Source organism: Streptomyces sp. CB01201 (assembly GCF_002803085.1).
Classification (GTDB): domain Bacteria; phylum Actinomycetota; class Actinomycetes; order Streptomycetales; family Streptomycetaceae; genus Streptomyces; species Streptomyces hundungensis.
Genome location: NZ_NNBJ01000001.1, coordinates 826,881 through 850,021, shown reverse-complemented (window position 1 = coordinate 850,021; position 23,141 = coordinate 826,881). Strand labels below are relative to the sequence as shown.

General features: G+C 67.9%; 14 protein-coding genes. 5 read left to right on the top strand and 9 right to left on the bottom strand.

The genetic code is table 11. The features are described 5' to 3' along the window. The first annotated feature begins 99 nt into the window (after positions 1 to 99). Both CG740_RS03780 and CG740_RS03775 read left to right on the top strand, forming a co-directional pair. Positions 100 to 306, top strand: coding sequence for a hypothetical protein (locus CG740_RS03780; RefSeq protein WP_100573404.1), 207 nt, complete (start codon positions 100 to 102; stop codon positions 304 to 306). A gap of 120 nt (positions 307 to 426) precedes the next feature. Beyond that, complete coding sequence (locus CG740_RS03775; protein WP_100573403.1) at positions 427 to 1,599, top strand: epoxide hydrolase family protein; 1,173 nt, start codon at positions 427 to 429, stop codon at positions 1,597 to 1,599. Between the two features lie 113 nt (positions 1,600 to 1,712). Here CG740_RS03775 and CG740_RS03770 read toward each other — a convergent pair whose 3' ends face one another. Continuing rightward, positions 1,713 to 2,489, bottom strand: a complete 777-nt coding sequence (locus CG740_RS03770; protein WP_100573402.1) for an alpha/beta fold hydrolase — start codon at positions 2,487 to 2,489, stop codon at positions 1,713 to 1,715. Between the two features lie 179 nt (positions 2,490 to 2,668). Here CG740_RS03770 and CG740_RS03765 point away from each other — a divergent pair, with 179 nt between their 5' ends. Beyond that, positions 2,669 to 4,543: a glycosyltransferase gene (locus CG740_RS03765; RefSeq protein ID WP_159030220.1), complete on the top strand. Its 1,875-nt coding sequence runs from the start codon at positions 2,669 to 2,671 to the stop codon at positions 4,541 to 4,543. 152 nt (positions 4,544 to 4,695) lie between these two features. Here the strand turns inward: CG740_RS03765 and CG740_RS03760 are convergent, their stop codons facing one another. From CG740_RS03760 to CG740_RS41820, 4 genes are all read right to left on the bottom strand, one after another. After that, a complete protein-coding gene (locus CG740_RS03760; RefSeq protein WP_100573400.1) occupies positions 4,696 to 5,541 on the bottom strand; it encodes a glycoside hydrolase domain-containing protein in 846 nt (281 codons plus the stop codon). Between the two features lie 214 nt (positions 5,542 to 5,755). Further along, positions 5,756 to 6,502, bottom strand: coding sequence for a hypothetical protein (locus CG740_RS03755; RefSeq protein ID WP_100573399.1), 747 nt, complete (start codon positions 6,500 to 6,502; stop codon positions 5,756 to 5,758). Positions 6,503 to 6,742: 240 nt separating this feature from the next. After that, the gene (locus CG740_RS39535) at positions 6,743 to 7,033 is read right to left on the bottom strand and encodes a hypothetical protein (protein WP_159030219.1); all 291 of its coding nucleotides are present in this window, start codon (positions 7,031 to 7,033) and stop codon (positions 6,743 to 6,745) included. Between the two features lie 232 nt (positions 7,034 to 7,265). Beyond that, on the bottom strand, positions 7,266 to 7,556 hold the full coding sequence (locus CG740_RS41820) for a NucA/NucB deoxyribonuclease domain-containing protein (RefSeq protein ID WP_425579205.1): 291 nt from the start codon (positions 7,554 to 7,556) through the stop codon (positions 7,266 to 7,268). Between the two features lie 38 nt (positions 7,557 to 7,594). Between CG740_RS41820 and CG740_RS03745 the strand changes: the two genes are divergently transcribed. Further along, positions 7,595 to 7,912 carry a hypothetical protein gene (locus tag CG740_RS03745; RefSeq protein WP_234376029.1) on the top strand — a complete coding sequence of 106 codons (318 nt, stop codon included), beginning with the start codon at positions 7,595 to 7,597 and terminating at the stop codon, positions 7,910 to 7,912. A gap of 249 nt (positions 7,913 to 8,161) precedes the next feature. Here the strand turns inward: CG740_RS03745 and CG740_RS03740 are convergent, their stop codons facing one another. Together CG740_RS03740 and CG740_RS41495 are read right to left on the bottom strand one after the other, a co-directional pair. Continuing rightward, the gene (locus CG740_RS03740; protein WP_100573396.1) at positions 8,162 to 9,163 is read right to left on the bottom strand and encodes a hypothetical protein; all 1,002 of its coding nucleotides are present in this window, start codon (positions 9,161 to 9,163) and stop codon (positions 8,162 to 8,164) included. A 74-nt stretch (positions 9,164 to 9,237) separates the two neighbouring features. Continuing rightward, positions 9,238 to 20,175: a LamG-like jellyroll fold domain-containing protein gene (locus tag CG740_RS41495; protein WP_159030218.1), complete on the bottom strand. Its 10,938-nt coding sequence runs from the start codon at positions 20,173 to 20,175 to the stop codon at positions 9,238 to 9,240. A 402-nt stretch (positions 20,176 to 20,577) separates the two neighbouring features. Between CG740_RS41495 and CG740_RS03730 the strand changes: the two genes are divergently transcribed. Then, positions 20,578 to 21,138 carry a hypothetical protein gene (locus CG740_RS03730; protein ID WP_100573394.1) on the top strand — a complete coding sequence of 187 codons (561 nt, stop codon included), beginning with the start codon at positions 20,578 to 20,580 and terminating at the stop codon, positions 21,136 to 21,138. Between the two features lie 129 nt (positions 21,139 to 21,267). On the opposite strand, the gene CG740_RS03725 is transcribed toward CG740_RS03730, so the two are convergent. Further along, positions 21,268 to 21,693, bottom strand: coding sequence for a hypothetical protein (locus tag CG740_RS03725; protein ID WP_159030217.1), 426 nt, complete (start codon positions 21,691 to 21,693; stop codon positions 21,268 to 21,270). Between the two features lie 500 nt (positions 21,694 to 22,193). Next, positions 22,194 to 23,042, bottom strand: a complete 849-nt coding sequence (locus CG740_RS03720) for a hypothetical protein (RefSeq protein ID WP_159030216.1) — start codon at positions 23,040 to 23,042, stop codon at positions 22,194 to 22,196. Positions 23,043 to 23,141: the final 99 nt, after the last annotated feature.

The window sequence follows — 23,141 nt, the reverse complement described above, 5'->3', positions numbered from 1 at the left end:
CGGCACTCACCCTCGGGGTCTTGCTCCTGTGCCGGGGCTTCCTCCTGTGGGCCAGTGAAAGGAGAGTGTCGCCGGGCGGAGCCGGTCGTTGGGCAGCGCATGCTTCTGACACGTACCGTGCTCACCGCAGCGGCCGTCGCCGCTCTCGCCTCCCTCGCGTTGGCCGGCACCGCCGACGCCCTCCCCGCCGCTCCGAACGCCGACGACAACTGCGCCGGGACCGGTGTGCATGTGGGGCTGTGCCAGGTCCTGGCCGAGCAGCATGTACTGAGCGGCAACAACCAGCAGCTGGGCAGCCATCCCTGACGGGCGCTCAGTCATGGCACCCAGTCATGACGGCATCGGCCCGTCGGCGCGCTGCCTCCGGTCCCGACCGGCCTCCGTCGCTCCTGAGAGCGCGGCGGCTTCCTCGGTAGGGTGCGTCCCATGTCGGACTTCCAGCCACGCCCCGAGCCATTCATCCCGCACACCGCCCCCGCGGCGCTCGACGACCTCCGTACCCGGCTGCGCGCGACGAGGTGGCCCGATGCCCCGGAGGACGCGGGATGGGCGCTCGGGACCGATCTCACCTATCTCCGCGAACTCGTCGCCTACTGGGCCGACGAGTTCGACTGGTCCCAGCAGGAGGCCGCGCTCGGGCGGCTGCCCCATTTCCGCGTCCCGCTCGGCGGTCTCGGGATCCACTTCGTGCATGCCCGGGCGGTGGCCCCGACCGGGCCCGTACTCCCGCTGGTCCTCAGCCACGGCTGGCCGGACTCGTTCTGGCGCTACTCGAAGGTCATCCCGCTCCTCACCGATCCCGGCGCGCACGGCGGCGATCCCGCCGACGCGTTCGACGTGGTCGTGCCCGACATGCCGGGCTACGGATACTCCGACCGGCCCACCGGGGCGCCCCTGGACTCCATCGCCGTCGCCGGTCTGTGGGCCGAGCTCATGGGCGCACTCGGCTACGAGCGGTTCGGGGCGTCGGGGGGCGATGTCGGCAGCCACGTCAGCCGCTACCTCGCGCTCGACCACCCCGAGCGGGTCGTGGCCGTGCACCGCACCGACGCGGGCGTTCCGGTCTTCCTCGGCGATCGGGCGGATCTGGCACCGGAGGAGCGTGCCTATCTGGACAGCGTCGCGGCCTGGGGTGCGAGCGAGGGCGCCTACGCGGCCATGCACCGCACGAAGCCGCAGACCGCCGCCTTCGCACTGACCGACTCACCGGCCGGGCTCGCCGCGTGGATCGTCGAGAAGCTGCGGGCGTGGAGCGGCTGCGAGGGAGACATCGAGCGGAGTTTCACGAAGGACGAGATCCTCACGAACATCACGCTCTACTGGCTGACGGAGACCATCGGCTCCTCGATGCGCATGTACAGCGCCAACGCGGCCATCCCGCCCACCCAGTTGACCCGCCGGGTCGAGGTCCCGTCCGGGTTCTCGATCTTCCAGGGCGACGTGGTCCGGCCGCCGCGGGCCTGGCTGGAGCGCACGGCGAACGTCACCTACGCGACCGAGCCGGAACGCGGCGGCCACTTCGCCCCGTTCGAGGAGCCCGAACTGTACGCGGAGGAACTGCGGGCCTTCTTCCGCCCCTACCGGTCCGTCGCCGAGTAGCAGCCATAACGGTGACCGTGCTGGTCAACGTCCGCCTCCGATGGCTGCGACCAGCACGGTCCCTTCGTAGCGAACGGCTGGTGGTCGTATGCCCGGCGCGGAGTCGGCGCCGCTCAGTCACAGACGAACCGGTCGAGCGCGGCCTGGGCCGCCTCCCCCATACCGGGGTGGCCCAGGCCGTGCCCGGCGTCATCGATCACCACCAGCTCGCAGCCCGGCCACCCAGCGGCGAGCGCCCGCGCCGGATCGGGCGGCGAGCTGAGGTCGTGCCCGCCGGTGATGAGCACTCCAGGAATCCCGACCAACTTGCCCAGCCCGTCGAGCAGTTGCCCTTCCTTGAGCCATGCCGCGTGACGCCAGTAGTGGGTGACGAGCCGGGCGAAGGTCATGCGGAAGGTGGGGTCGGCGTACTCCGGGTCACCGAAGTCCTCGACAAGCGGCGTTCCTGGCGCCCGTACATGGGTGTCCTCCCAGCGGCACCAGGTGCGGGCGGCCTCCTCGCGTATCGCAGGATCGGGGTCGGCGAGCAGCCTGGCGTACGCGTCGACCAGGCGCTCGCCGGCACGGGGACAAGCCGCGTCACGAAAGGCGGCCCAGGCCTCGGGGAAATGCACCCGGACGCCCTCGGTGATCCAGTCCACTTCGGCACGGCTGGTCGTCGTGACCGAGAAGAGCACGAGCGCGGTGACTCGGTCCGGGTGCGCCTGCGCATACGCCAGTCCAAGCGTCGCACCCCAAGAGCCGCCGAAAACAAGCCAGTTGGCGATACCGAGATGCTTCCGCAGCAGCTCCATGTCCGCCATCAGATGGTGAGTGGTGTTGGCGGCGAGGCCGGTCTCCACATCACTGGCGGACGGCTTGGAGCGTCCGCAGCCGCGCTGGTCGAATATGTGACTTCTGCGGGGTCACCCGCGGGTGACCCCGCAGAAGTCACATACCCGCACCCCCTGGCACAGGGCCCCATGGCCCTCCGGTAAATATGACAACCTGTGCTAGCGTCCGCGTGCGCGCGAGCCGAGGCGCCGACCAACCCCCGCAAATGCTGTGCCCCCTACAAGGATGTGTGCCGATGGACCCCGTTGTTACCGTGATCGTGCCGGTGCACAACACCCTGCGGTATCTGGAGCGCTGCTTCGGGTCCGTGGAAGCCCAGACCATCGGACGGCGCAAGCTCGAAGTGATCGCGGTGGACGACGGCTCGTCGGACGGCAGCGGCGACTGGCTCGACGCGTGGGCACGCGAGCGCGACCACGTCCAGGTGATCCACCAGGAGCCCTCGGGCGGCGCCGGAAAGCCCCGCAACGTGGGCATCGAGCGGGCCCGCGGCAGCTACCTCTTCTTCCTGGACTCCGACGACTACCTGGGCGCCGACGCGCTGCAACGTCTGGTCGCGATGGCCGACCGGGAGCAGTCGGATGTCGTGTACGGGCGCATCGTCGGCCTCGACAGGGACGCTCCGGTCGATTTCCGCACCACCGCCCCTGATGTCAGCCTCTACGACTCCCCCGTGTACTGGGCCCTGGCCGCGTACAAGCTGTGGCGCCGTTCACTGATCGAGGAGCACAGTCTGCGCTTCGTCGAACACCGGCTGCTCGGCGAGGACGTGCCGTTCGCCGTCCCTGCCCTGCTGAACGCCAAGAAGATCTCGGTGGTCGCCGACTACGACTGCTACTACCTGGAGGGCCGGGGCGACGGCACCAACGCCAGCCGCCAGGACGTCGACTGGGTCGACCAACTTGAGTACGTCGCCGGTACTCTGCGTACCGTCGCCGAGCTGGTTCCGGCCGGCCGCGAGCGGGACAAGCTGATGGAGCGTCACTTCCACGGCGAGATCCTGAGCATGTTCGGCGAGCCGTATCTGGCCCGCGACGAGGCCGGGCGCAGGGACATGGCCGCCGCCGCCAAGGTGCTGCTCGACGAGTGGACCACCGAGCCGATCATGGCGGCCCTGCCGCCCCGCCTCCGCTTGCGCGTGCACTGCCTGCGCCACGGCCTGGTGGACGAACTCACCGAGATCGTCCGCGCAGACACCGGGAACACACTGGGCCCCGCCCACCAGGACGGCGAGCGCGTCTACGCCGCCTACCCCTACTTCCGCGACTCCGAGCGGGCCATCCCCGACTCCGCCTACGACATCACCTCCCGGGTCCGCCTGGTCCAGCGCGTCGACTCCTACGCCTGGGACGGCCCGGTACTGCGGATCACCGGCTCGGCCCTGCTCAGCGAACTCGACCCGGCCGGCCGCACAGTGGGCGTGCTACTGCGCCGCCAGGGCTACACCTACTGGGTACCCGCCGACACCGCCGACGACGGCACCTACACCCTCCGCCTCGACATCGGCCGGGCCGCCGACGGAGAACCCCTGCCCGAGGGAATATGGAGCATGCGGATCGTCGTCACCTGCGGCGAACTCAGCAAGGAAGCCTGGCTCGCACGCCCCTCGGACCGCCTGTACGACGTCTCGCCCGAACCCCGGATCATCGACCGCGGCACGACCGGACCCTGCGCCGCGGGCCTGTTCCACTCCGCCGCCCACCAGCACCTCAACCTCGACATCGGCGACACCCGCCGACTCCTCGCCACCACCGCCCGCGGCACCCTCACCCGCACCCGCCTCGGCCGGGTCGAAGCCACCGCCCGCGCAACCGTCCCCGGCTGGCCCGCCGAGCGCGGCGAGACCCGCCTGCTCCTGGTCTCCGGCCACACAACCCTCACCGCACCGACCACCACCGAAGTAGACACCAACGGCCGCATCTCGGCACGAGCCACCGCCGACGGCGTCACCCCAGGCACCTGGGAACTCCAACTCCGCCTCCACACAGGCACATTCACCCGGGACGTACCGGTGATCGAACCCTCCGGCGAACCCCTGCGCCTGACCGTACCGGTACCCCTGGTACGCCAAGTGCGCCGCAAGGCCGCCCGCCTGGTGCGCGGCCGCTGACCAGTAGGCAAGGGGCTTTACCGCCCTGGAAAGACGAGGAGGCCCCGCCGGTCGGCGGGGCCTCCTCGGCCTTGGTCGTGGGACGGTTACCGCGAGCCATCCGAAGTGTGAGCAGGCCTACTGCCGGGGTGAAACCCCCCGCAGAGATCGGCTCAGCCGACGATGGCGACCGGCCCGTCCCAGGCGTCCCGGTCGACGGTGATGGTGTAACCGCCCCGGGACTCCTTGCTGTTCACCATGAACTGGTGACCACGGCTGTGGTCCGTGTACAGCTTGCTCGCCCAAGGCCAGTCACTGGTCGTCGTGTTGACGTTGTCCCACTTCGCATACCAGAGATTGCCCGGCAGATCGGTCCGGTCCGCAGCGGTGGCAACAGCATGAGCACTGGACGAGCTGAAGCCGTAGTAGCCGGCCCGATACGTCTTGGCGCGCAGCGTCTTCGTGAACGCGCGGACGTAGGCCAGGACCGCGTTGTTGCACGACGTGTTCTTGATGTCGTACGGCTCCATGTCCAGATAGATCGCGCTGCCCTGCTTCATCCCGAGCGCGGAAGCCTTCGCCACCGCGTCCGCGCCGTCGGTGGCGCCGAGCGAGGAGGCATCGGCGGCGGTCATCTTCTCCGGGCTGGACCCGGACTGGCAGGACGGCTGAGCACCCACATACAGCGGAATCAGCTTCCACCCCTGGGCAGTCACCGTCTTCACCCACGGCGCCGTCAGGTTCGGCTGGGAACAACCACGGTTCTTCCCACCGACATAAACGGCCGCCGCCCCATACGGACCGGGCTTCCACGCCTTCATCGCAGCAGCGGAAGGAGCGGTACACGTGTCGAAGGCAAGACCCGTGAACGTCTTCTGCGCCGGCCACGCCGGAGCCGCCGACGCGCTCTGCGCGATCAGGCCACCCGTCGCCGCCACAGCAACACCGGCCACACCCCACCCGATGTAACGGCTTCTCTTCGAGAGACGGTGCGCAGGCTTGCGCGACTTCTCGGACATACGGTCCCCACCCTTGCTGTTCGCATCATTGCCCATGCACGCATGGCTGCTGCCTCGGTTGAGCGGCGCCACGTACGCGCGGGCGCTTCACCGCGCACCCCGTCGTGCGCCCCAGAGGTTATCCAGAGCACTCAACTCCGTGCGTGATCCGTGACCTTCACCAGGACAAGCCTTGGTCAAGGAAAGACAAACTCCCTACGGGACCACCCCTCGCCTACCCCTTCACTTTGGCTGCCGCGGTCGTCACCCGCGCCGCCAGCTTCTTCGCGGTCGCGGCACCGTTGTCGTGGCCGGCCGTCGACAGCACCGTCACCACGGCCGTACCACGCCGCACCGCGATCAACGTCGTACCGTTCTGCCAGGCCGGGTCGGTGACCGTGATGGTGTACGCCTCGTCGCCCAGGCCGCGCGTGGCCGCGCCCTTGACCTTGGCCGTGGTTTTCGTGTCCCCGTCCTTGAAGGCCGGGCAGGCGGCGACTGCCTTCTTCAGGTGCTTGAGGACCGTCGAGGCGGTCGTCCCCCGGAACACGTCGACCTCCTGGGCCATCTCGGCGGAGGTGTTCTTGTTGGCGTAGTCGTCCTGCGCGAAGGAAACGCCGGTGTCACCGGTGATCGCTATCCAGCTGGTACCCGCCAACTTGCCGCAGTCCGGCTTGCCCGCGGAGGCCGGCGCGCTGCTCGGCTCCTGGTAGGTGGATCCCGAATCACGGGTCGCGGATGCGTCCAGCGTATAGCCGGGACCGAAGAATGACGCGGGCGCGAGGGCAGTCTTCAGCCGCGCACCGGTCGCCAGACCCGCGTTGGGGTCCTCGGGGGTCGCGGCGACCGAGGGAGTGGCAGCCGTGCCTGCGGCCGACTTCGCAGCACCCCCAGAAGCCGAACCGCCCGAAGAACAGGCGGTCAGGGCGAGCGGGAGAGCCGCGACGGCGAGGAGCGCAGTGGATCTACCTACGAGACGCATGAAATGCCTTATGTGATGGAGGGCTGAATGGTGATTTTGCGAGAGCCATGCTCAGTCGTTGGTCATGGCGGCGGATGGCGGAAGTGACCGCTCCCCCACTCAATCAGGAGGCAGGCGGGTGCGAGCCTAACGCCGCCCGCCCACTTACGCGCTTCCGGGATAGTAATCGCAGTGCGGTACGGCGCTTACAGGGGGACTGCACGACCGACCCATATCCGTCCAGACCGAACCTATAGGGGACTACTGGCCCACAACTCGCTCATACACCTCGTCGTACCTGTCCGGCGACATGGAGAACATGCCCTGCGAGTCAACGGAGTAGGCGCCTTCCACGAAACACCGGTTGAACAGATGAACCATCTGTTCAACCGACGAGAACTCAATCTCCGTCGGTTCACCGAGCGGAACGCCAGCAACCACCGCCTCCGCATCAGGACGCCAGACGTCCGCATAGAGGTCACAGCTCCCACTCGCCAAAATCGGTACCCAGTTATTTCCCAGCACCGGATCTCCCGCGTGGGCGCTCCTCATACGGGCAGCCTCTTCGACGGAGATTGGACTCTATCCAGGAATCACGTTGACGTCGTCTTGAATCTGACCGGCAACATCGGCAACTCCATTGCACCAGTGAAACCACCGGACAACCGATTGCGGAATGGGGCCGCCAAGTACAGATGAAATGTAGTCCGCATCCACACCAGGAACCATCCAGGCCAGTACCGGCCTGTTGAGGGCTTGGAGATGCCTAGCGAGACGTTCCAGCTCAGCGTCCAGCATCATCGCTCACCGCCCCGGAACCACCCTGAGTTGTCGAGGCGAAAGGATACTCCTCCCACGACAACTTCCCTCCGTTCACGTCGGTCCCCAGGCTGTCAGGACGCGGCAATCCCGCCTGAGCCGCGTTTCGGTTCGCCCTGATATTTGATCGGCCGACCAAACGGTTCACTGTGGGGATGTCCCCATTTGCGAGCGCGTTGTCGAAGTTGTCGCCAACGTCGGGAAACGGAAACCGAGGTGGGAGAGCTGTTGCACCAGCGCGGCTGGCGGACGGCATTCACGGTCACTGAAAGGGTGAACGCGTGGGCTTCCCTCGTGAGCGTCATCGAACGCGGCTACGGCGACGACATCTACGAGTACACCAACGACCTCTACTGCCGAAACTGGCTGCACGAAGCGTGGCTTCTACTGGACGAACACATCGTCCAGCTCTGGACCCCGCGGATCAAAGCGCTGAACGCCCAGTACAAGGCCGCGACCGTCAACGACGACGGCCAGGCACTCGATCAGTTCCCTAGGCTGCCCGGCCCTGGCCTCTGGTGGTGGCGGCGCCACCCCCGCACCCTCACCGGAGACCTCGGACGTTCGCTTCGCTTGGCCGGCGCCATCGGCGCCCACCCGGACACGGCATGACCCTCAGCCTCGTGGAATTACGGGACAGCACTTAACGGGGGTACGGACCGCGCCGCCGACACCCCGGTAGCCCTTGTCTGGCCAACACGTAATGCGGCGCCGGGCAAGACTGGTCACGCCCTATCTGCTTTCCTGAGGCGTTGAGCCGAGAGCCGGGCCGTCAAGCCGCTGCGGCAGGCACTGTGGGTTGCCGTGATCAGCACGGCGGCGAGGTCCGAACGTGGCCGAGGACCTTGCTCGGACAGCGGCTCACTGCTCGTTCACCTGATGTGCGTGGGTGGGGTCCGCCGAGCATTGGAAGATCCGCAGCGCGTTGGTTCCGACCACTATCCCAGTCGGGGTGCTCGCTCCCCTGTCATCCATGAACGGCCGATCCTCCACCGGAACCCAGCTGTGATTCCCGCCGTCCCACTCCCGACTGTGAACGTTGAGCAGCAGAACCATGGGAGCCCCGCAGGCGCAAGTTGGTTCGGCTGGGCCCGTCAGGTTCCAGGCAGCGAAGCCACCCACCTTCCAGCCAGGCGCGACGGAGAAGTCCGAGCCGTAGGCCAGCGGTACTCCCTCTCCGACGTGCCGTTCCTCCAGCGTCGCTTCCCACTCCTCCAGCCGCTCCTGGAGACTCTCGGGAAGCAGTTCGATGTCCTGGTGCTCTACGACGCGTTCCGGATTCAGCACGCAGGGCTCCGGGACATAGCCGTCGTTGCCCACGACCACCGGCTGGGGGGACTCCGTCATCGGTTCGACAACGTCTCCGGCGCGCCTCCACACGAGGTGTACTGCCACGGTGCGCCGCTCACCGTGGGCGTCGAACGGGCACCAGAAGACCTGGAGCAGATCCATGTCTTCAGGCCCGGTCAGATCCGGCACGTCCCTGGTGTACAGCTGGGCGACCGGCAGCAGCGGGATGGCGGCCGTATCCGCAAGGTCTGGGTCATACCTTCGTCGCTTGCGCAAGGAGATCAAAAGCTCCCGTTCCTCGGGAGTCGGGCCCCCAGGCCGGCGCCGAACCTCCGTGAGAAGCTGCCTGCGCTTCCGCACGTTCTGCAACAGCTGGCCTCGCCCCTTGGGGTGCGCCTCCCGACATACCGGCCATGCTTCCGCGGCCGGCCAGAGGAACTTGCCACCAACCGAACTGACCGTCTCGCCAGGGCAACCGGGCCGCGGATGCAGCCGCGTCGCCGTCGCACGATATTCGGCCAGTTCAGGAAAGGCTGCCTCGATGTCGAGTGGGCGGCGGGGCGTGGTCCGCATTGTTCGATCCTCCGTGTTCTCAAGCGGCAGTTGAAGGGGAAGCCAGCCCAGCTGGTCTCTCGTGGGCCAATCGGCTAACCGGCTGTCCGCACACCTGCGGCAGGATTCTCCAGCCACCCAGTCAGATGGAACCCGCCACTGCCATGGGCTTCGAACTCAAGCCTGATGGGGATTCGGTTCAGGCCCTCATATATAGGCCTCACAGTGTACTGGACCACTTCATCTCCCTCGTCGACGGCGTTGTAGACCTCCTTCTCGACCAGGTCACGCATCCAGGGCGTATTGACTGGATCCTGTGTCAGCGTTACCAAGTTGTATTTGGCCATGGGCCCCTTGCCAGCGCCGCCGAGGCGGCCGGCGATCAAGTGGCCGCGCGCCTCGTTGAACTTGGTGCCGTTCCCTCGCCAGCCCGGCGTCCACCTCTTCCCCGCTTCCGTGCCTTTGTCAAGCATGCCTTTGCTGACGGATGCGTGGGCAGCACCGGGTCGCCCGTACTCGTCCGGCGCCTCGTGCCGGATGCTGCCGTCCTTGTCGTAGGCGTCACCGCAGTTGTGGACAAGGACGGCCGTCTCGCCCGTCTCCACGTAGTAGGTGTGCAGGTCTCCGATGGTGAGGTCATACGTAGTCGTGTTCGCGTGGTAAAGCCGGATACCCGAGACTGCGGCGGTGCCTGTCGGCGTCTGCAGAACATCGCCCTCGTCAAGGTCCTTGGCCTCGACGAATGCCGCCTGAGTCAGGTCGTAGAACGGGTGATGGAACGTGGTGGTCAGGTGGCTGATGTTGGTGGCGACAGCGTCCGGGGTGGTTTCCGCCGCTTGGGCCGTAGCTGCCGGGGCCAGCACTGCGGCGAGTGCGGTCAGACCGACGGCCGCCTTCTTGACTGCGTCCTTCACAGACCCTGCCGGGGAATTGTGAGGACGCTCTTTCACGGCACTCTTCGCTGTCTGCCCTGTCTTGACGCTTGCCTTGGCTCCCGCACTCGTCGTGGATTTGGCTGGTGCCTCAATCGCGACGTCCACGAAGTCGTGGTCCGTCTTGGTAACGATGACCGCCGTCACCGTGTGCGCCTGCGTGCCCTCGCCCGGCACGGCATTAGCCACTGTGTCGCCGACCTTGATCTGAGCAATGGCCTTCGCGATGCCGTTGGCCATCAGGACTCTGGTGCTGCCGGTGAAACTGTGAGGCGCCCCTGAACGGCATCCTCCTCCCTCGCTGCTGGAGCCGGCTTCCTCGGACTGGGCCCGCGAGGACGCCGATTCCGTGGCGTCCGACGCCGCCGTTTCCTCCGCTTCGCTCGCTCCCTTGCCGAAGAGGCCGCCCACGGCCTCCATGGCCTTGGGGGCGAACTTGCTCAGGATTTTGCCGCCGATGGAGCCCAGGGCTCCGCCGACCGCACCTGAGACCGCACCGTCGACCGCGGAGCCCGCGAACGCGCCGACGCTGCAACTGGAGCCGCCGTGCTGGGCGCACTTGAAGCCCTGGTCGACCAGCGAACCTGCCGCGCCGGCCACCGCCGCGCAGCCGATCGTGCCGACGCCGGCGGTTACTGCCTCGCAGCCCATGAACACCGCCGTGGACACTACGAAGGAAGTGATCGCCGCGGCGTGGTGCTTGACGAAGGTGGCTGTTGTCTTTACTGCCTTGACCGTCGCGTGGTAGGCGGTGCGGGCGGCGTGTTCCACCGCGTGTGCGGCCTTCTTCACTGCGTGGACCACGCGCTTCGCCGCCTGTTTGACCGCGTGGTAGGCGGAGTGCACGGCATGCACCGCTGCCCGGTAGTAGCGGCGTACGTGCCGGGCGGCGTAGTGGTAGACGCGACGGCTGTAGCGGACGGTGGCGCGGTAGGCGTCGCGGACGCGGTGAACTACGCGCCGGGCGATGTGCTTCGCCGCCTGCACGACGTGGTGGACGACCGGCGCCACATAAGTGTTGTAGGACTCCGAAGCCCAGGAGCTGAACGAGTTCCAGCTGCTGGAGGCGTAGGACGTGGCCGAGTCCCAGGCATTGGAGACGCTGGAGGTGGTGTCGTGCCAGACGTCGCATATCCAGCAGTGGCCGGACGGGTCGGTTCCCACCATCGGGTTGTCATTGGCGTAGGCGAAGGGGTTGGCCGCCGCCGAGTTCGGCACTGGGTTCAAGGAGACCGAGTCCTTGTTCAGGAAAGTACCTGTCGCTGGGTTGTACCAGCGGGACGCGGTGCCGACCTTGCCAGTGTCGGCCTCGGTCCAGCCGGACTGGAAGCCCAGGTGGCCGATCATGCCCGCGCCGACTGTGACCTTGCCCATCGGATCATAGGTGGCGGATCCCGTGAGGGTGTTGGCGCCGGGTGTGAAGGTGCCCACCACGTCGTTGTGCGAGTCGGTCATCGCGAGAACGCCCGAGGAGGTCGTCGTGCCGCTGTTGATGCCGACGAGTGAGCCCGAGGGGTCGTAGCTGTAGCTGAACTCGCCGTCTGAAGCCACAGTGTTGGTCGCGCCCGAGTACTGGAAGGTACGCGATGTGTGACCGGTGGTCTCCGTGTCGGTGATGTTCCGACCGAACGCGTCGAGGGCGTACGAGTGGGTGCCGGCGGTGATCTGACTGCCGAACGCGTCCGTGGAGTATGCGGTGGAGCCGTTGGCCGTGGAGCTGTCCGAGGTCATCGTGCCGCGGGCGGAGTACGCGTAGGTGTGCGTGCCGTCCGACGTGAGCTGGTCGCGGGCGTCGTAGGTGTAGACATTCGCGCCGACCTGAGTCCGGTTGCCCGAGGCGTCGTAAGAGTAGGCGGTGGTGGCGGCGCCGTTGTTCCACGAGGTGAGGCGGTCAGCCTGATCGTAGGTGTAGGTGTTGCTAGAGGCCCCGGCGACCCCGGTGGTGTTCTTCGAGGTGACGTTGCCGTTGTTGTCGTAGCCGTAGGTCACGGCGGCGACGGTCGTCAGGCCCTGCATGAGTGAATCGCCGGTCAGGTCGTGGGCGCTGTTGTAGCTGAAGGTGCGCAGCTGGCCGGACGTCCCGTATTTGATGGTCGAGAGTTCGTTGAGCTTGCCGTAGGTGTAGGTGAGGGCGGTACCGGTCGCCGCATCGTTGAGCGTGGCGAGGCGGCCCGCGGTGTCGTAGCCGTAGGAGGTGGTGCCGGCCGCGTCGCTGCGGCTCGTCAGTGCCGAGTCGCTGTTGTAGGAAAAGCTGGAGGACCCCGCAGAGCCAGAGGCCGACAGCAGGTTGCCCCGGTCGTCGTACGAGAACGTATCGCTGGTGGCGCTCTGGTGATCCTTGACTTCGGCGGCACCGGCCTCCGCTGTAGCGGCGGACTTGACCTTGCCGTTGGCGTCGTAGGTGAAGGTGCGGGTGGCGGTTGCGGCCTCCGCTCCGCTCCCCGACATTGTCAGCATATTGCCGATCTTGTCGTAGGTCATCACGGTGGTGACGCCGCCCGGCTGGCTAGTGGAAGCCAGTTGGCCGTCCACGTCGTACACGTTGGTCGTCGTGGAGTCGGCCTCCGATGAGTACTGGGCTGTGGACGGCTGTCGGACCGTCTCCTGCTGGTCCCACGGAGTGAATCCGTACAGCCAGGAATTGCCGCGTCCGTCGGTGAAGCGGGTACGGTTGCCAGCCGCGTCGTAGCCGAACGACGTGGTGATCGAGGTGGTGTCGGTGACCGGCTGGGTCTCCTGGGTGACGGTGCCTGCGGCGTCGTAAGTGAAGTGACTGGTGTGGCCGTTCGCGTCGGTCGAGGTGAGCACGTTTCCGACGCCGTCGTAGACCCGGCTGATCTGCTTGAGCAGGGTGTTCGACGAGTCGTACTGCTTGCTGAGTACCGGGCGAGCGGCCGCGTCGTAGTCGGTCTCGCTCCAGGTGTTGTCCGGCTGCGTGGTCTTCTGCCGGTTCCCCATGAAGTCGTAGGTGTAGGCGGTGGTGTTGCCCGCTCCGTCCACGACCGCGGTGGTCTCACCCACCCGGTTGTAGCTGTAGCTCGTGGTGATGCCGCCCGGCGTGCTGGTGGAAGCCAGGTTGGTGCCGTAAGGGTTACCGGTGGTGATTGCGTAGGAGTTGGTGCTGGTCAGGGTCTTTGTGGAGGGGTAGCGCTCCAGGGTGGTAGCGGTGAGTTGGCGGCCGAGATAGTCGTAGGTGGCCTGGCGTTCCGCGCCGGTGCCGTCCGTCGAGGACAGCTTCTCGCCGTTGGTGTCGTAGGTGGAGTGGAGCGTCGTGCCGTCCGGCTCGGTGATCTGGGCGACGTCACCGAGCTGGTCGTACAGGAAGCTCGTGGTCTCGCCGCCAGGGGCAGTCGAGGTGAGCTGGTTGCCGTCGCTGTCGTAGGTCCAGGTCGAGGTGGCCGTGACCGGTGTCGAGGAGCCGGCCGGGGTGTAGGGCGGCTCGGTCTGGGAGACCTTGTTGCCGTTGGCGTCGTAGACCGTGGTGGTCTGGTTGCCGTTGGGGTCGACCTCCTCGACGGCCTCGCCGAAGGTGTTGAAGCCGCTGGTGGTGACCGGGCGCTGAGTGACGGGGGCGCCGCCGGATGTCTCGACCTGGACGGCGGGTGCGGTGGTGACCGCGAGGTTGCCGGCCTCGTCGTAGGAGTAGCTCGTGGTCTGGCCGTTGGCGTCGGTCATCGACGTGGGCAGGCCGCGCTTGTCGTAGGTGTAGGAGGTGGTCTGCTGGCTGGAGGAGCCCACCGTGCCACCGGAACGGCCGTTGCCGTAGAGCGAGTTGACTTCGGCGCCGGTCAGCGTCCGGGGGTAGACCTGGACGTTGGAGACGGAGCCGGGCAGGAAGTCGGTGACCGCGCCCGCGTACTTGCCGGCCCCGATGGTCAGTGGCCCGGCGGCCTTCCACGGGGTGGTGTCGCTGCCGGTCCCGGACAGGGTGCCGTTGACGTAGAGCTGGCTGGTGCCGGTGGCCACGTTGTAGACGCCGACCAGGTGGGTCCAGGTGTTGGCGGTGGGTACGGCCGTCGAGTACGCGGCCGGGAAGCTCGGCGAGGCGGTGTCGGCGTTGGTTTGCAGCATGGCCCACAGCGGTGCGCCGGCGTGCGTGTAGTTGTACTGGAGGTAGAAGGCGCTGGCGTTCGTGCCGCTCTGGGCGACGATCGTCGTGTTGTGGGTGGGCAGCGAGGCCATGTTGACCCAGGCGGAGACGGTGTAGGAGGCGCTGGTGTCGAGCACGGGACCGTTGGTGGCGATCTGCTGGCCGTTGGTGGCGGTGAAGGTCGCGGCCCCGTTGCCCCAGGTGGCTCCGGTGGCGGCGGCGGTGTAGCCGGTGCCGGAGGAGTCGGTGACGGTGGCACCCGTGCTCTGGTCGAGCTTCCACCAGCCGGAGGGGTGGCCGGAGGAGTCCCCGTACAGGGTCTTGCTCAGCTGGTTGCCGGCCGTGTCATAGGTGGCCGACGTGGTGCGGTCCCAGCCCGAGGAGTCGTGCTGGTTGCTGGTGGCGACCTTGTCGTCGGGCGTGTAGGAGACGGAGGTGACCCGGTTGACGCCGGTGGGGTCCACGGCGGTGCTGGTGGTTCTGGAGGCCGCGTCCACCGTGTAGTTGGTGATGGTCTGGCCGTTGCCGGTGGTCTGCGACAGGCGGTTGCCGGCCGCGTCGTACGTCATCGATTGCAGCACCGTGGAGGAGGTGCCGTCGGCGCTCTTCTTGGTCGCGTTCGCCAGGAGGCCGTTGTCGGTGTAGGTGTACGAGGTCGTCGAGCCCATCGAGTCGGTGACCGATGCGAGGCGGCCTGCGGGGTCGTAGGCGCGGGAGGACTCCACGAGCGCGGTCGCGGTCCTCGGGTTGACCGGGTCGCCGGTGTACATCAGCGACTGGGTCAGCAGGTGTCCGTTGTCGTCGTAGGCGTATGTGGTGGTGGTGCCCGACTTCGACACCTCCTGGATCTTGTTGCCTGAGGTGTCGTACGTATACGTGTCGGTGCCGCCGTTGGCGCCGCCGGCGTTCGCGTTGGCGTCGGTCTTGGTGGCCACGTGGTCGTACGCGTCGTAGGTCTGGGTCTCGGTGCGCGAGGAGTCGCCGCCGCTGGTGTCCTTGACGGTCTGTGAGGTGATGTTGCCGTCGATGTCGAAGACGGTGGTGGTGGCGGCCGCGTGGGTGGCGCCGGTGACCCGGTCGGTGAGTTGCGGGTCGTCCTCCTCGACGATCTGCCCGGCCTTGTCGTACACGTACGACGTCGTCAGTCCGTTGGGGAAGGTGTCGGATACCACCTTCTTGGACGTGACCCGGCCCAGACCGTCGTAACCGTACGTCGAGACCAGTCCGGCGGCGTCCGTGCCGGCGGCGATGTCACCGGTGTGCAGGTACGCCACGGAGCTGACCGCGCCACCGGGCGTGGTCGTCCGCACCGGGAGGCCCTTGGGCACATTGCCGGAGTCGGCCGCGGGGAAGGCGGCGGTCCCGTCGCTGAAGGTGTTGGTGGCGGTGCGGCCGGACGGGAAGCCGGCAACCGGCGGCCCGGTGACGGCGGTCTCGTCGCCGGCGGCGTCGTAGGTGTACGAGGTCAGATATGTCGGGTCGGTGGCCGATGCCGAACGGCCGTCGCGGTGGGTGAGCACCAGGTCGTTGCGCGGGTCGGCGGTGGTGAGCTGCGCGGTTGTGTCGTCGGGGAAGTAGGTGAAGTACTCCGTGGAACAGATGTTGGCCGCCTGGTCCTGGCAGGTGGCCGCGGAGACCACGTTGCCGCGCACGTCATGTCCGGTGACGGTCATGGCGCCGTTGGGGTCGGTGACGCTGTGCTCGAAGCCGCCGGTGTCGTAGCCGAACGAGGTGGTGTTGCCCAGGCCGTCGGTGTGAGTGAGCTGCCGGTCGCCGTGGTCGACGTCGTAGGTGTAGGTGCTGACGGCGTTGGCCGGTGAGGTGACCCGGACCGTCTCCACCGGGAGCAGCCCGGTGGAGTTGAGGCCCGCCTGGAAGTGTGCGGCGGCGTCCTGCGCGGTGAGCGCGGTGCGGTAGGAGGCGGCCTCGGCGAGTGTGCCGTTGTAGTAGGCGACGGCGCCGTTGGGCAGGCCGGTCCAGCCGACACCGGTGGTGCCGGCTCCGAGGTAGTCGGTGGTGCGGCTGCCGGAGGCGAGCGCTGCGGTGCCGGTCTTGGTGGCGGCCTGGACGCCGTCCAGGTAAAGGGTCTGGCTGGTCGGCGAGGCGGAGAGCAGCACATGGTGCCACTTGCCGTCGGTCACCGTGCCCGCGGTGCCCATCTGCACCGACCCGGAGCTGGTGTAGAAGCCGCCGTACAGCTTGTTGTCGCTGCCGATCCACAGCTGGGGCGCCATGCTGGTCGGTCCGGCTCCGATGGCCGCGTTCTGCGCGTTCATCAGGATCGCTGTGCCGTGGGTGGTGTTGAACCAGAGTTCGGCCGCTGCGGAGGTGTCCCCGCTCTGGACGTCCGGCACCTTCACATACGAGCCGGTGCCGTTGAAGTTCGCGGCCTTCTGGTCGCTGAAGGGGCCAGCGGCACCGAGCGTCACGGCGTTGTACGTGCCGGTGCCGCCCCTCGTCTCATCCAGTGCGAGCGAAGCGCCGGCCGCCTCGCCCAGCCGGTAGTAGGTGGCGGGTGCGCCGCCCAGGACCGCGCCCCGGTAGGTCTGGCTGGAGCCGGAGACGGTGGGCGAGCCCAGCTTCCAGGTGCCGCCGTTCTCATCGGTGAGCTGGGTGAGTGTGGTGGTCGCCGGGTCGTAGGTCATGGCCGAGTGGGCCTTGCCGGACGGCCGGGTGATGGAGGACAGCAGGTTCGCCGCATGCGTGCCGTACTGGTAGAGGGCCGCGACATCGGCGGCGACCAGCGGCCGGTCGTACCAGGCGGCGTCCGCGATGGAACCGTTGAAGTAGGTGGCGTAACCGGTCTTGTCGCTGCTGCTCTGGTGCGGCTCATCGGGCCAGTTGCCCCCGAGGAACCCCGAACCGAGCGTGTTGTACTGCTGGTTCTTGCCGAAGGCGACACCGGGCTGGATGGAGACGGTGCCCGACAGGGAGCCGACCTTGGCGCTGTCGAGGTACAGCGACTGGGTGTTTCCCGCTGCCGACAGCACCACGTGGTGCCACTTGCCGTCGGTGACCGCTCCGCCGGTGCTGATCGGGGCGATGCCCCCGCTGTTCCAGAATTCGGCCTTCAGCTTGCCGTCGGTGCCGACGTAGATCGTCGGTGTGTACGCGCCGGGCGAGTTGCCGGCCGTGACGGGCTGGGAGGCGTAGGAGTACAGGACGCCGGGGCCGGCGGAGGTCTTGAACCAGAGGGACAGCGCGCCCGAGTCGGTGTTGTTGCCCATGTCGAACGGGAGCGTTGCGTAGGAGCTGGTGCCGTTGAAGGCGGCGGACGTACCGGTGCCTCCGGCCATCGGGCCGGATCCGCCGAGGGTGATGCCGCTGTACGTGGCGTTGTTGGTGGCCTGGTTGGCGAGGACAGCGTCCCGGGCCGTGGTCCCGGACGCCTCCCCCATCGGCCACAGGGCGTGGGGGCCGAGGTCGAGCGAGGCGTTCTGGTACTGCGAACCCGAGGTGTAGCCGTAGGTGGTGCACTGCGTGGTGGTCAGCGGCGCGCACACCGAGGTGAGCTGGTCCCCGTTGTAGCCGTACGTCCAGGTCTGGGCGCTGGTGGGGGCGGCCGGGTCGGCGAGGTCCGTGACGACGGTGGCCACGTGAGCGGCGCCGGCCCCTGACGGTGTGGACCAGGTCAGGGTGAGTGAGCGGCCGGAGACCGCCGAGGTCATCCTGGTGACGTGGCCGCCGCTCCAACCGAGGTTGAGGGAGCGGCCGTTGGCGTCGGTGACTGCGGTGAGACCGTAGCCGCCGGAGCCCAAGACCTGGGTGAAGGTGTAGGTGGTGTCGTTCTTGTCGGTCAGGGAGTAGCCGCCGGTGACCGACTTGAAGGTGGCGAAGCGGCCGGCGGGCGGCGAGAAGGTGCCGTCGCCGTTCTTTCCGTAGCCGACCTGGGACCCGTCCGGGTAACTGACGACGGCGGACACTACGGCGCCCGCGGGGTTGTACTGCTCGGTGGCGCGGGAGTCGGGGATCGCGGACCAGCCGGCACCGAACGCGCCGGTCCAGCGCGGGTCACGGGAGTTGTAGTCGCGGGTGATGTCCAGCGAGGGGCCGACGGTGGAGATGGTGGCGTCGGTGTCCTCGGTGGTGTAGTTGCCGATGGCCGGGTCGAAGCCGTGCTCGCTGCTGTTCTGTGACAGCCCGGAGGTGACCAGTGGCTGTGGTACCTGGATGTTCAGCGAGTACCAGGTGGCGCCGGAGTAGAGGCCGGCGTCGTAGGACTGCACGGTCCAGTTGTAGCTCTGGCCCCACTTGAGCTTGCCCGCCGGGACGACATAGTCGCCGGTGGCGAGCAGTCCCGAGTCGACGATCTTGGTGTTGGTGTTGTCGTAGACCTGGAACTGGTACTTGGTGGTGGTGTTGGCGGACGAGTCCGCGCCGCCGGACCACGCGGTGAGTTCGGGCGTGGTGGTGTAAGCGGTGGCGTTGTTGTTGGGGTACTGCTGGTAGACCTGCGGAGGTGTGGTGCCGGTGTAGGTCACCGAGATGCGCGGGGTCAGGGTGCCGTCGTTGAACGAGCCGAACTGCTTCCAGTGCACCGAGTCGTTGGTGGCGGCGTAGACGGCGAGCCCGTAGTCGGGGGTGGTGCCGTTCATCCAGCCCTGGATGGACGCGGTGGTCAGCGGCACGTCGACCCAGTCGCCCACGCTGTGGTTGGCGGCGGTATTGGCACAGGCGTTGGGCACGGACGGCGTGGCGTTGCCGATGGACGCGCCGTAGCTGGGGCCCGGGTAGCTGGTGACGCCGGTCGGTGTCCAGGCCTTGGTGACCTGGGCGACGTCGAGGCGCTCCGGGGTGCAGGTGGAGGCCCACGTGGCGAAGAGTTTCAGATCGGCCGCGGTCACGGTGACCTTGGAGCCGTCCCAGCCGCTGTACCAGTGGTTGACGTATGCGGCCGCGGAATGCGGGCCGGAGTCGTACGAGCCGATCTTCACCGTCTGCTCGAAGGAGTGGTCTCCGGTGGCGCCCGACTCGGCGTAGGTGGTGGTCCAGCCGTCGGTGATGACGGGTGGGTCTACGGTGACGGGGAAGACACGGGCCTGGTCGTGCAGCCAGCTCGTGTCCAGCGTGACCTTGAGGGCCTGGTGGCCGGTGTCACCGGTCAGTCGGTACTTCACCGCGTAGGTGGTGGCCGGGTCGCCGGAGCGCGGGTCGACCTTGGAGTCGTAGGCGTAGGCGGCCGGGATCCGCTCGGCGATCCTGCCGCTCGTGTCCCGCAGCTCGATGGCGCCGTCCTTGTTCTGAACGGCGCTCAGGCCCTTGAGAGTGAGCGGGAAGGTCCAGGAGTTGGCGGCCTGCGCCGAGTGCAGGACGACAGCTTCCTTGACACCGGTGGTGGTCGGCTGGACCGCCAGGTCGGTGGCGGGCAGGATGCCGGCGTAGGTGACCTTGGAACCGTCGGCCTTGCCCGCGACCGCGGTCGCGCCCTGGAGGCCGAACGACAGGGTGTGGTCGCCGTCGGTGCTGACGGAGACGACGGCGGGGTCGGTGCTGCTGGGCGCGAGGTCGATGCCGAGCGAGTTGGCACTCTCATGCAGACGCCCGTCACCGCCGGTGGTGACCCGGGTGTCGATGGGCTGCCAATTGCCGTCGGCGTCACGGTAGTTGACGGGCTTCTGGGCGATCTGACGAGTCGTCGTGCCGTCCGCGTTGTCGAAGACGCTCGCGGTGGCGGTGGACTTGGCGGCGTTTCGCTTGCTGGTCTTCGCGGAGAAGCCGCCGATCGCCGTGCTCGGGCCGGACTTCGAGGCCTTCACATACGGGTGGTAGGCGTCGAGTTCGCCCTTGCCCTTCCCCGGAGCCCGCCCCGCACCCTTACCGGCGCGGGTGGACGCGGCGCCGGCCCGGTGGCTCAGTCCGGCCGCGGTGCCGCCCCGCTGGTGGGGTATGTGCCCCCACGTCGGGTCCTGGAACCAGTCGGCGAGGGCCGACCAGGACAGGTGGGGCATGGAGAGTGCGGGCAGCGTGGCGCCATCGGCGGAGGCCTGTTCCGTCGTCAGAACCAGAGCCATGGCGACGAACGCCACCATCGCGGTGGCACGCAGCCACCGACGACGTAGAGCATTCCACCGGGGATGACGGCGGAAGGGGCGAGCGCGCACGGCACAGACTCCAGACAAGATCGGCACACAAAACTCACAGAGTGTGCGGGTTCCGCTTTCGACTTGGAAACCCCTCAAGGGCTGCTCTTGGCCGCTTATTTACTAGCCCGTGAGAATCCCTCAGGGATCGTCTGGTTGCTTCCGTTTTGGCCAGTACAGATCTTTGCGAGCTCAAGGTCACACCAATACCTCGCCGCTGGCGGCGGTTGGTTGTGAGCTGTGGGGGTGCCCCGAGCGGGGTCACCGGATGCACGTATGCTGCGCGCTCGATATGCGGGCCGCCTGGCCCGCCGGGCTCTTGGGAGGATTGCCGTGAAGGCATGGAACGGTGCGCACCGGCGCTGGGTGCTGGGCGGTGCGGCGGGACTGACCACCGCGGCGGTCGCCGTCATTGCCCTGGTGACTTCTGGTGGCTCCACCGATACCCGCATCCCGCCCACACGAGCGCGCGCATACACCGAGCAGCAAGCCTGTCTCCTCACACCGGACAGCGGGATCGCCCAGGCGGCGGCCAGTCAGGTGTGGGGCGGCTTGCAGGATGCCTCGGCGAAAACCCACGCCAAGGTGAGTTACCTCGCCGTGGCGGGAGAGCAGAGCGCCGGTAACGCCGCGCCGTACCTGGCCACCTTGGCGGCCCGCAAATGCACGGTCGTCCTGACGGTCGGCGCGGCACCGGAAGGCGCGGTGGCCCTCAACAGCGACAAGTTCCCGAAGACGCACTTCCTCGTCGTGGAAGACGGCACCGGCACATCGCCCGGCCGGGCCCCGTCCGGGCAGAACGTGACGGCCCTCTCCCCTGCGGTAAACACCGACAAGGACAGCAACGTACGCAGTCGGGTGGCCTCGGCTGTCGAGAGCGCACTGCACGGGTAGCCCGCGCGCCCAAGGATTCTGCGGCCGCAACGGGCCGGGGGCGCCGCACCGGATCCTCAACAACCAGTACGGCGGCGGCCACGCGAAACCGTGCGATGGATACAGCCCCGGCCGTGGAAAGGCTCGGCGCTACGGAGCGACGACGACGTCCCAGATCAGCACGGTCGGGCCGACCACCGCACCTGCCGCCAGCAGAGCACCCACCACGCCCAGAACCGGCGCCTCGTCCGGTCGCCTGCGAGGATCCGCACCGGCAGCCAAGAGCAGCAGCACGGCCGACGGCAGGAGCACGAACGCCCCGAACATGAAACCGCATATGGCACAGAACGCGCAGTAGGAGGCCGCCCCGATGCAGCTCCGTACGAACGCCTCACGCCGACGCAGGTCACGCAGGGGAATGGCGACGGGAAGACCGCCCACCATAACGACGATCGGCACGAACACGCTTTCCACGCCCAGGGCCAGCCAGGGCAGGAGGGCCAGCACAGCGGCCGCTGCCAGAGCGATCTGCCATCCATGGGCCCGCTCTTCATCCGCCGAAACCGCATTCATCATGACCCCCCACAGGTACACAAAGCTTTGACTTGAACGCGTTCAACATACCTGTTGATGGTGGCATCCCGTACCGCCCGGGGGCCGGGAGTAGGCAGGCACGGACACGCCACATGCCAGGCAGACTTGGAGGTGGCCGCAGCCAGAGGCGGCGCTGAACCCCCGCAACTCGCCACCAGTCACGGCGTGTTCGGGTGGGGCAGCCCGGACGGCTGCGCGCCACTGACCGGCGGGAGGCGCCCGTCTTCGCGCCCGGACAGCAGGGACAAACCAGATACAGAGACCAGATACAGAGAAAGACAAAGGGGCCGACGTTACCGTCGGCCCCTTCTCCAGCCTCACTTCTCGACCCACATCAGGTCGTCACGGACACCGACACCGAGGTCCCTGGGGAGGCCCCTGCTCCTTGACCCCCGCCGTGTCTTCGGGCGGGCCGGCGCGCGATCGTGAGCTGGACGACATCACCGTCCCGCAGACCGGTGGTGCGGTCCACGTTCACCTGTTCAACTGCGGGACGTGGCGGCAGCGAGCAGGGAGGCCGGTACCGCGGTCGCCGGCGGGGAGACCAGCTGCCAAGGGCCCCAGCCGCCGCCGGGCGATGTCTGGTAGATCTCCCAGGTGCGGTCGCGGTTCCATTCGCGGGCCGTCAAGTGCAGCCTGCCGTCCGGCAGTTGCTCCACCGTGCTGGGCTGGCTCAGGCCGACGTCCTGCCCGGGGACCGTGCCGGTCGACTGGACGGGACCCCAGCCGGACGCCGCGTTCTGCTGGTGCCGCAGCTCCATCGTGCTGCCGTTCCTTGAGCCGGAGGCGAAGGCGTCGATGCTGCCGTCCCGCTCCTTGAACAGGACGACTCCGCCGTGGTACGGGGTCGGGGCAAGGCCGAACGCATCGGGCTCGCTCCAGCCTCCGGCGCTGCCGTTCTCGACGGAGTGGCAGAACGTGCCATAGGTGGAGAACAGCAACTCGATGGCGCCGGCCGAGTTCTCCATCGCGGTGACGTAGTAGCTCTTGGGGCCGACCGTGGCCGCACTCACGCGCTGCCAGGCGCCGTACGCACCGCCCGGCGCGAGCTGTTCGCGGTGCCAGACGAAGGGCAGGCCCCTGGTCGCCGTCGAGTCGTAGAAGAGCTGGAACTGGGCGATTCGGCCGTCCGTGCGGACCACCGAGACCAGGCTGTCGGAGACCGGTGAGCTTGCCAGACCCTTGGCACCCGTGTCCGTACCGCACGCGGAGGTCGTGGCGGTGGAGGCAGCCGCGGCCGCGGTTCCGGCGGGCGCCGCCTGGGCCGCCGCCGGCACTGCCGCAACTCCCGCGCAGGCGATGGCCGCTGCGACCAGACTCCGTCCGATCACCCCAACACCCTTGTCCGCAGCACTCCTTCGTCGTATGCGCATCTACTCCCACCCCTCTCGGTATCCCCACCCGGCAGGGGAGAATCCTCCCGGCGCGCG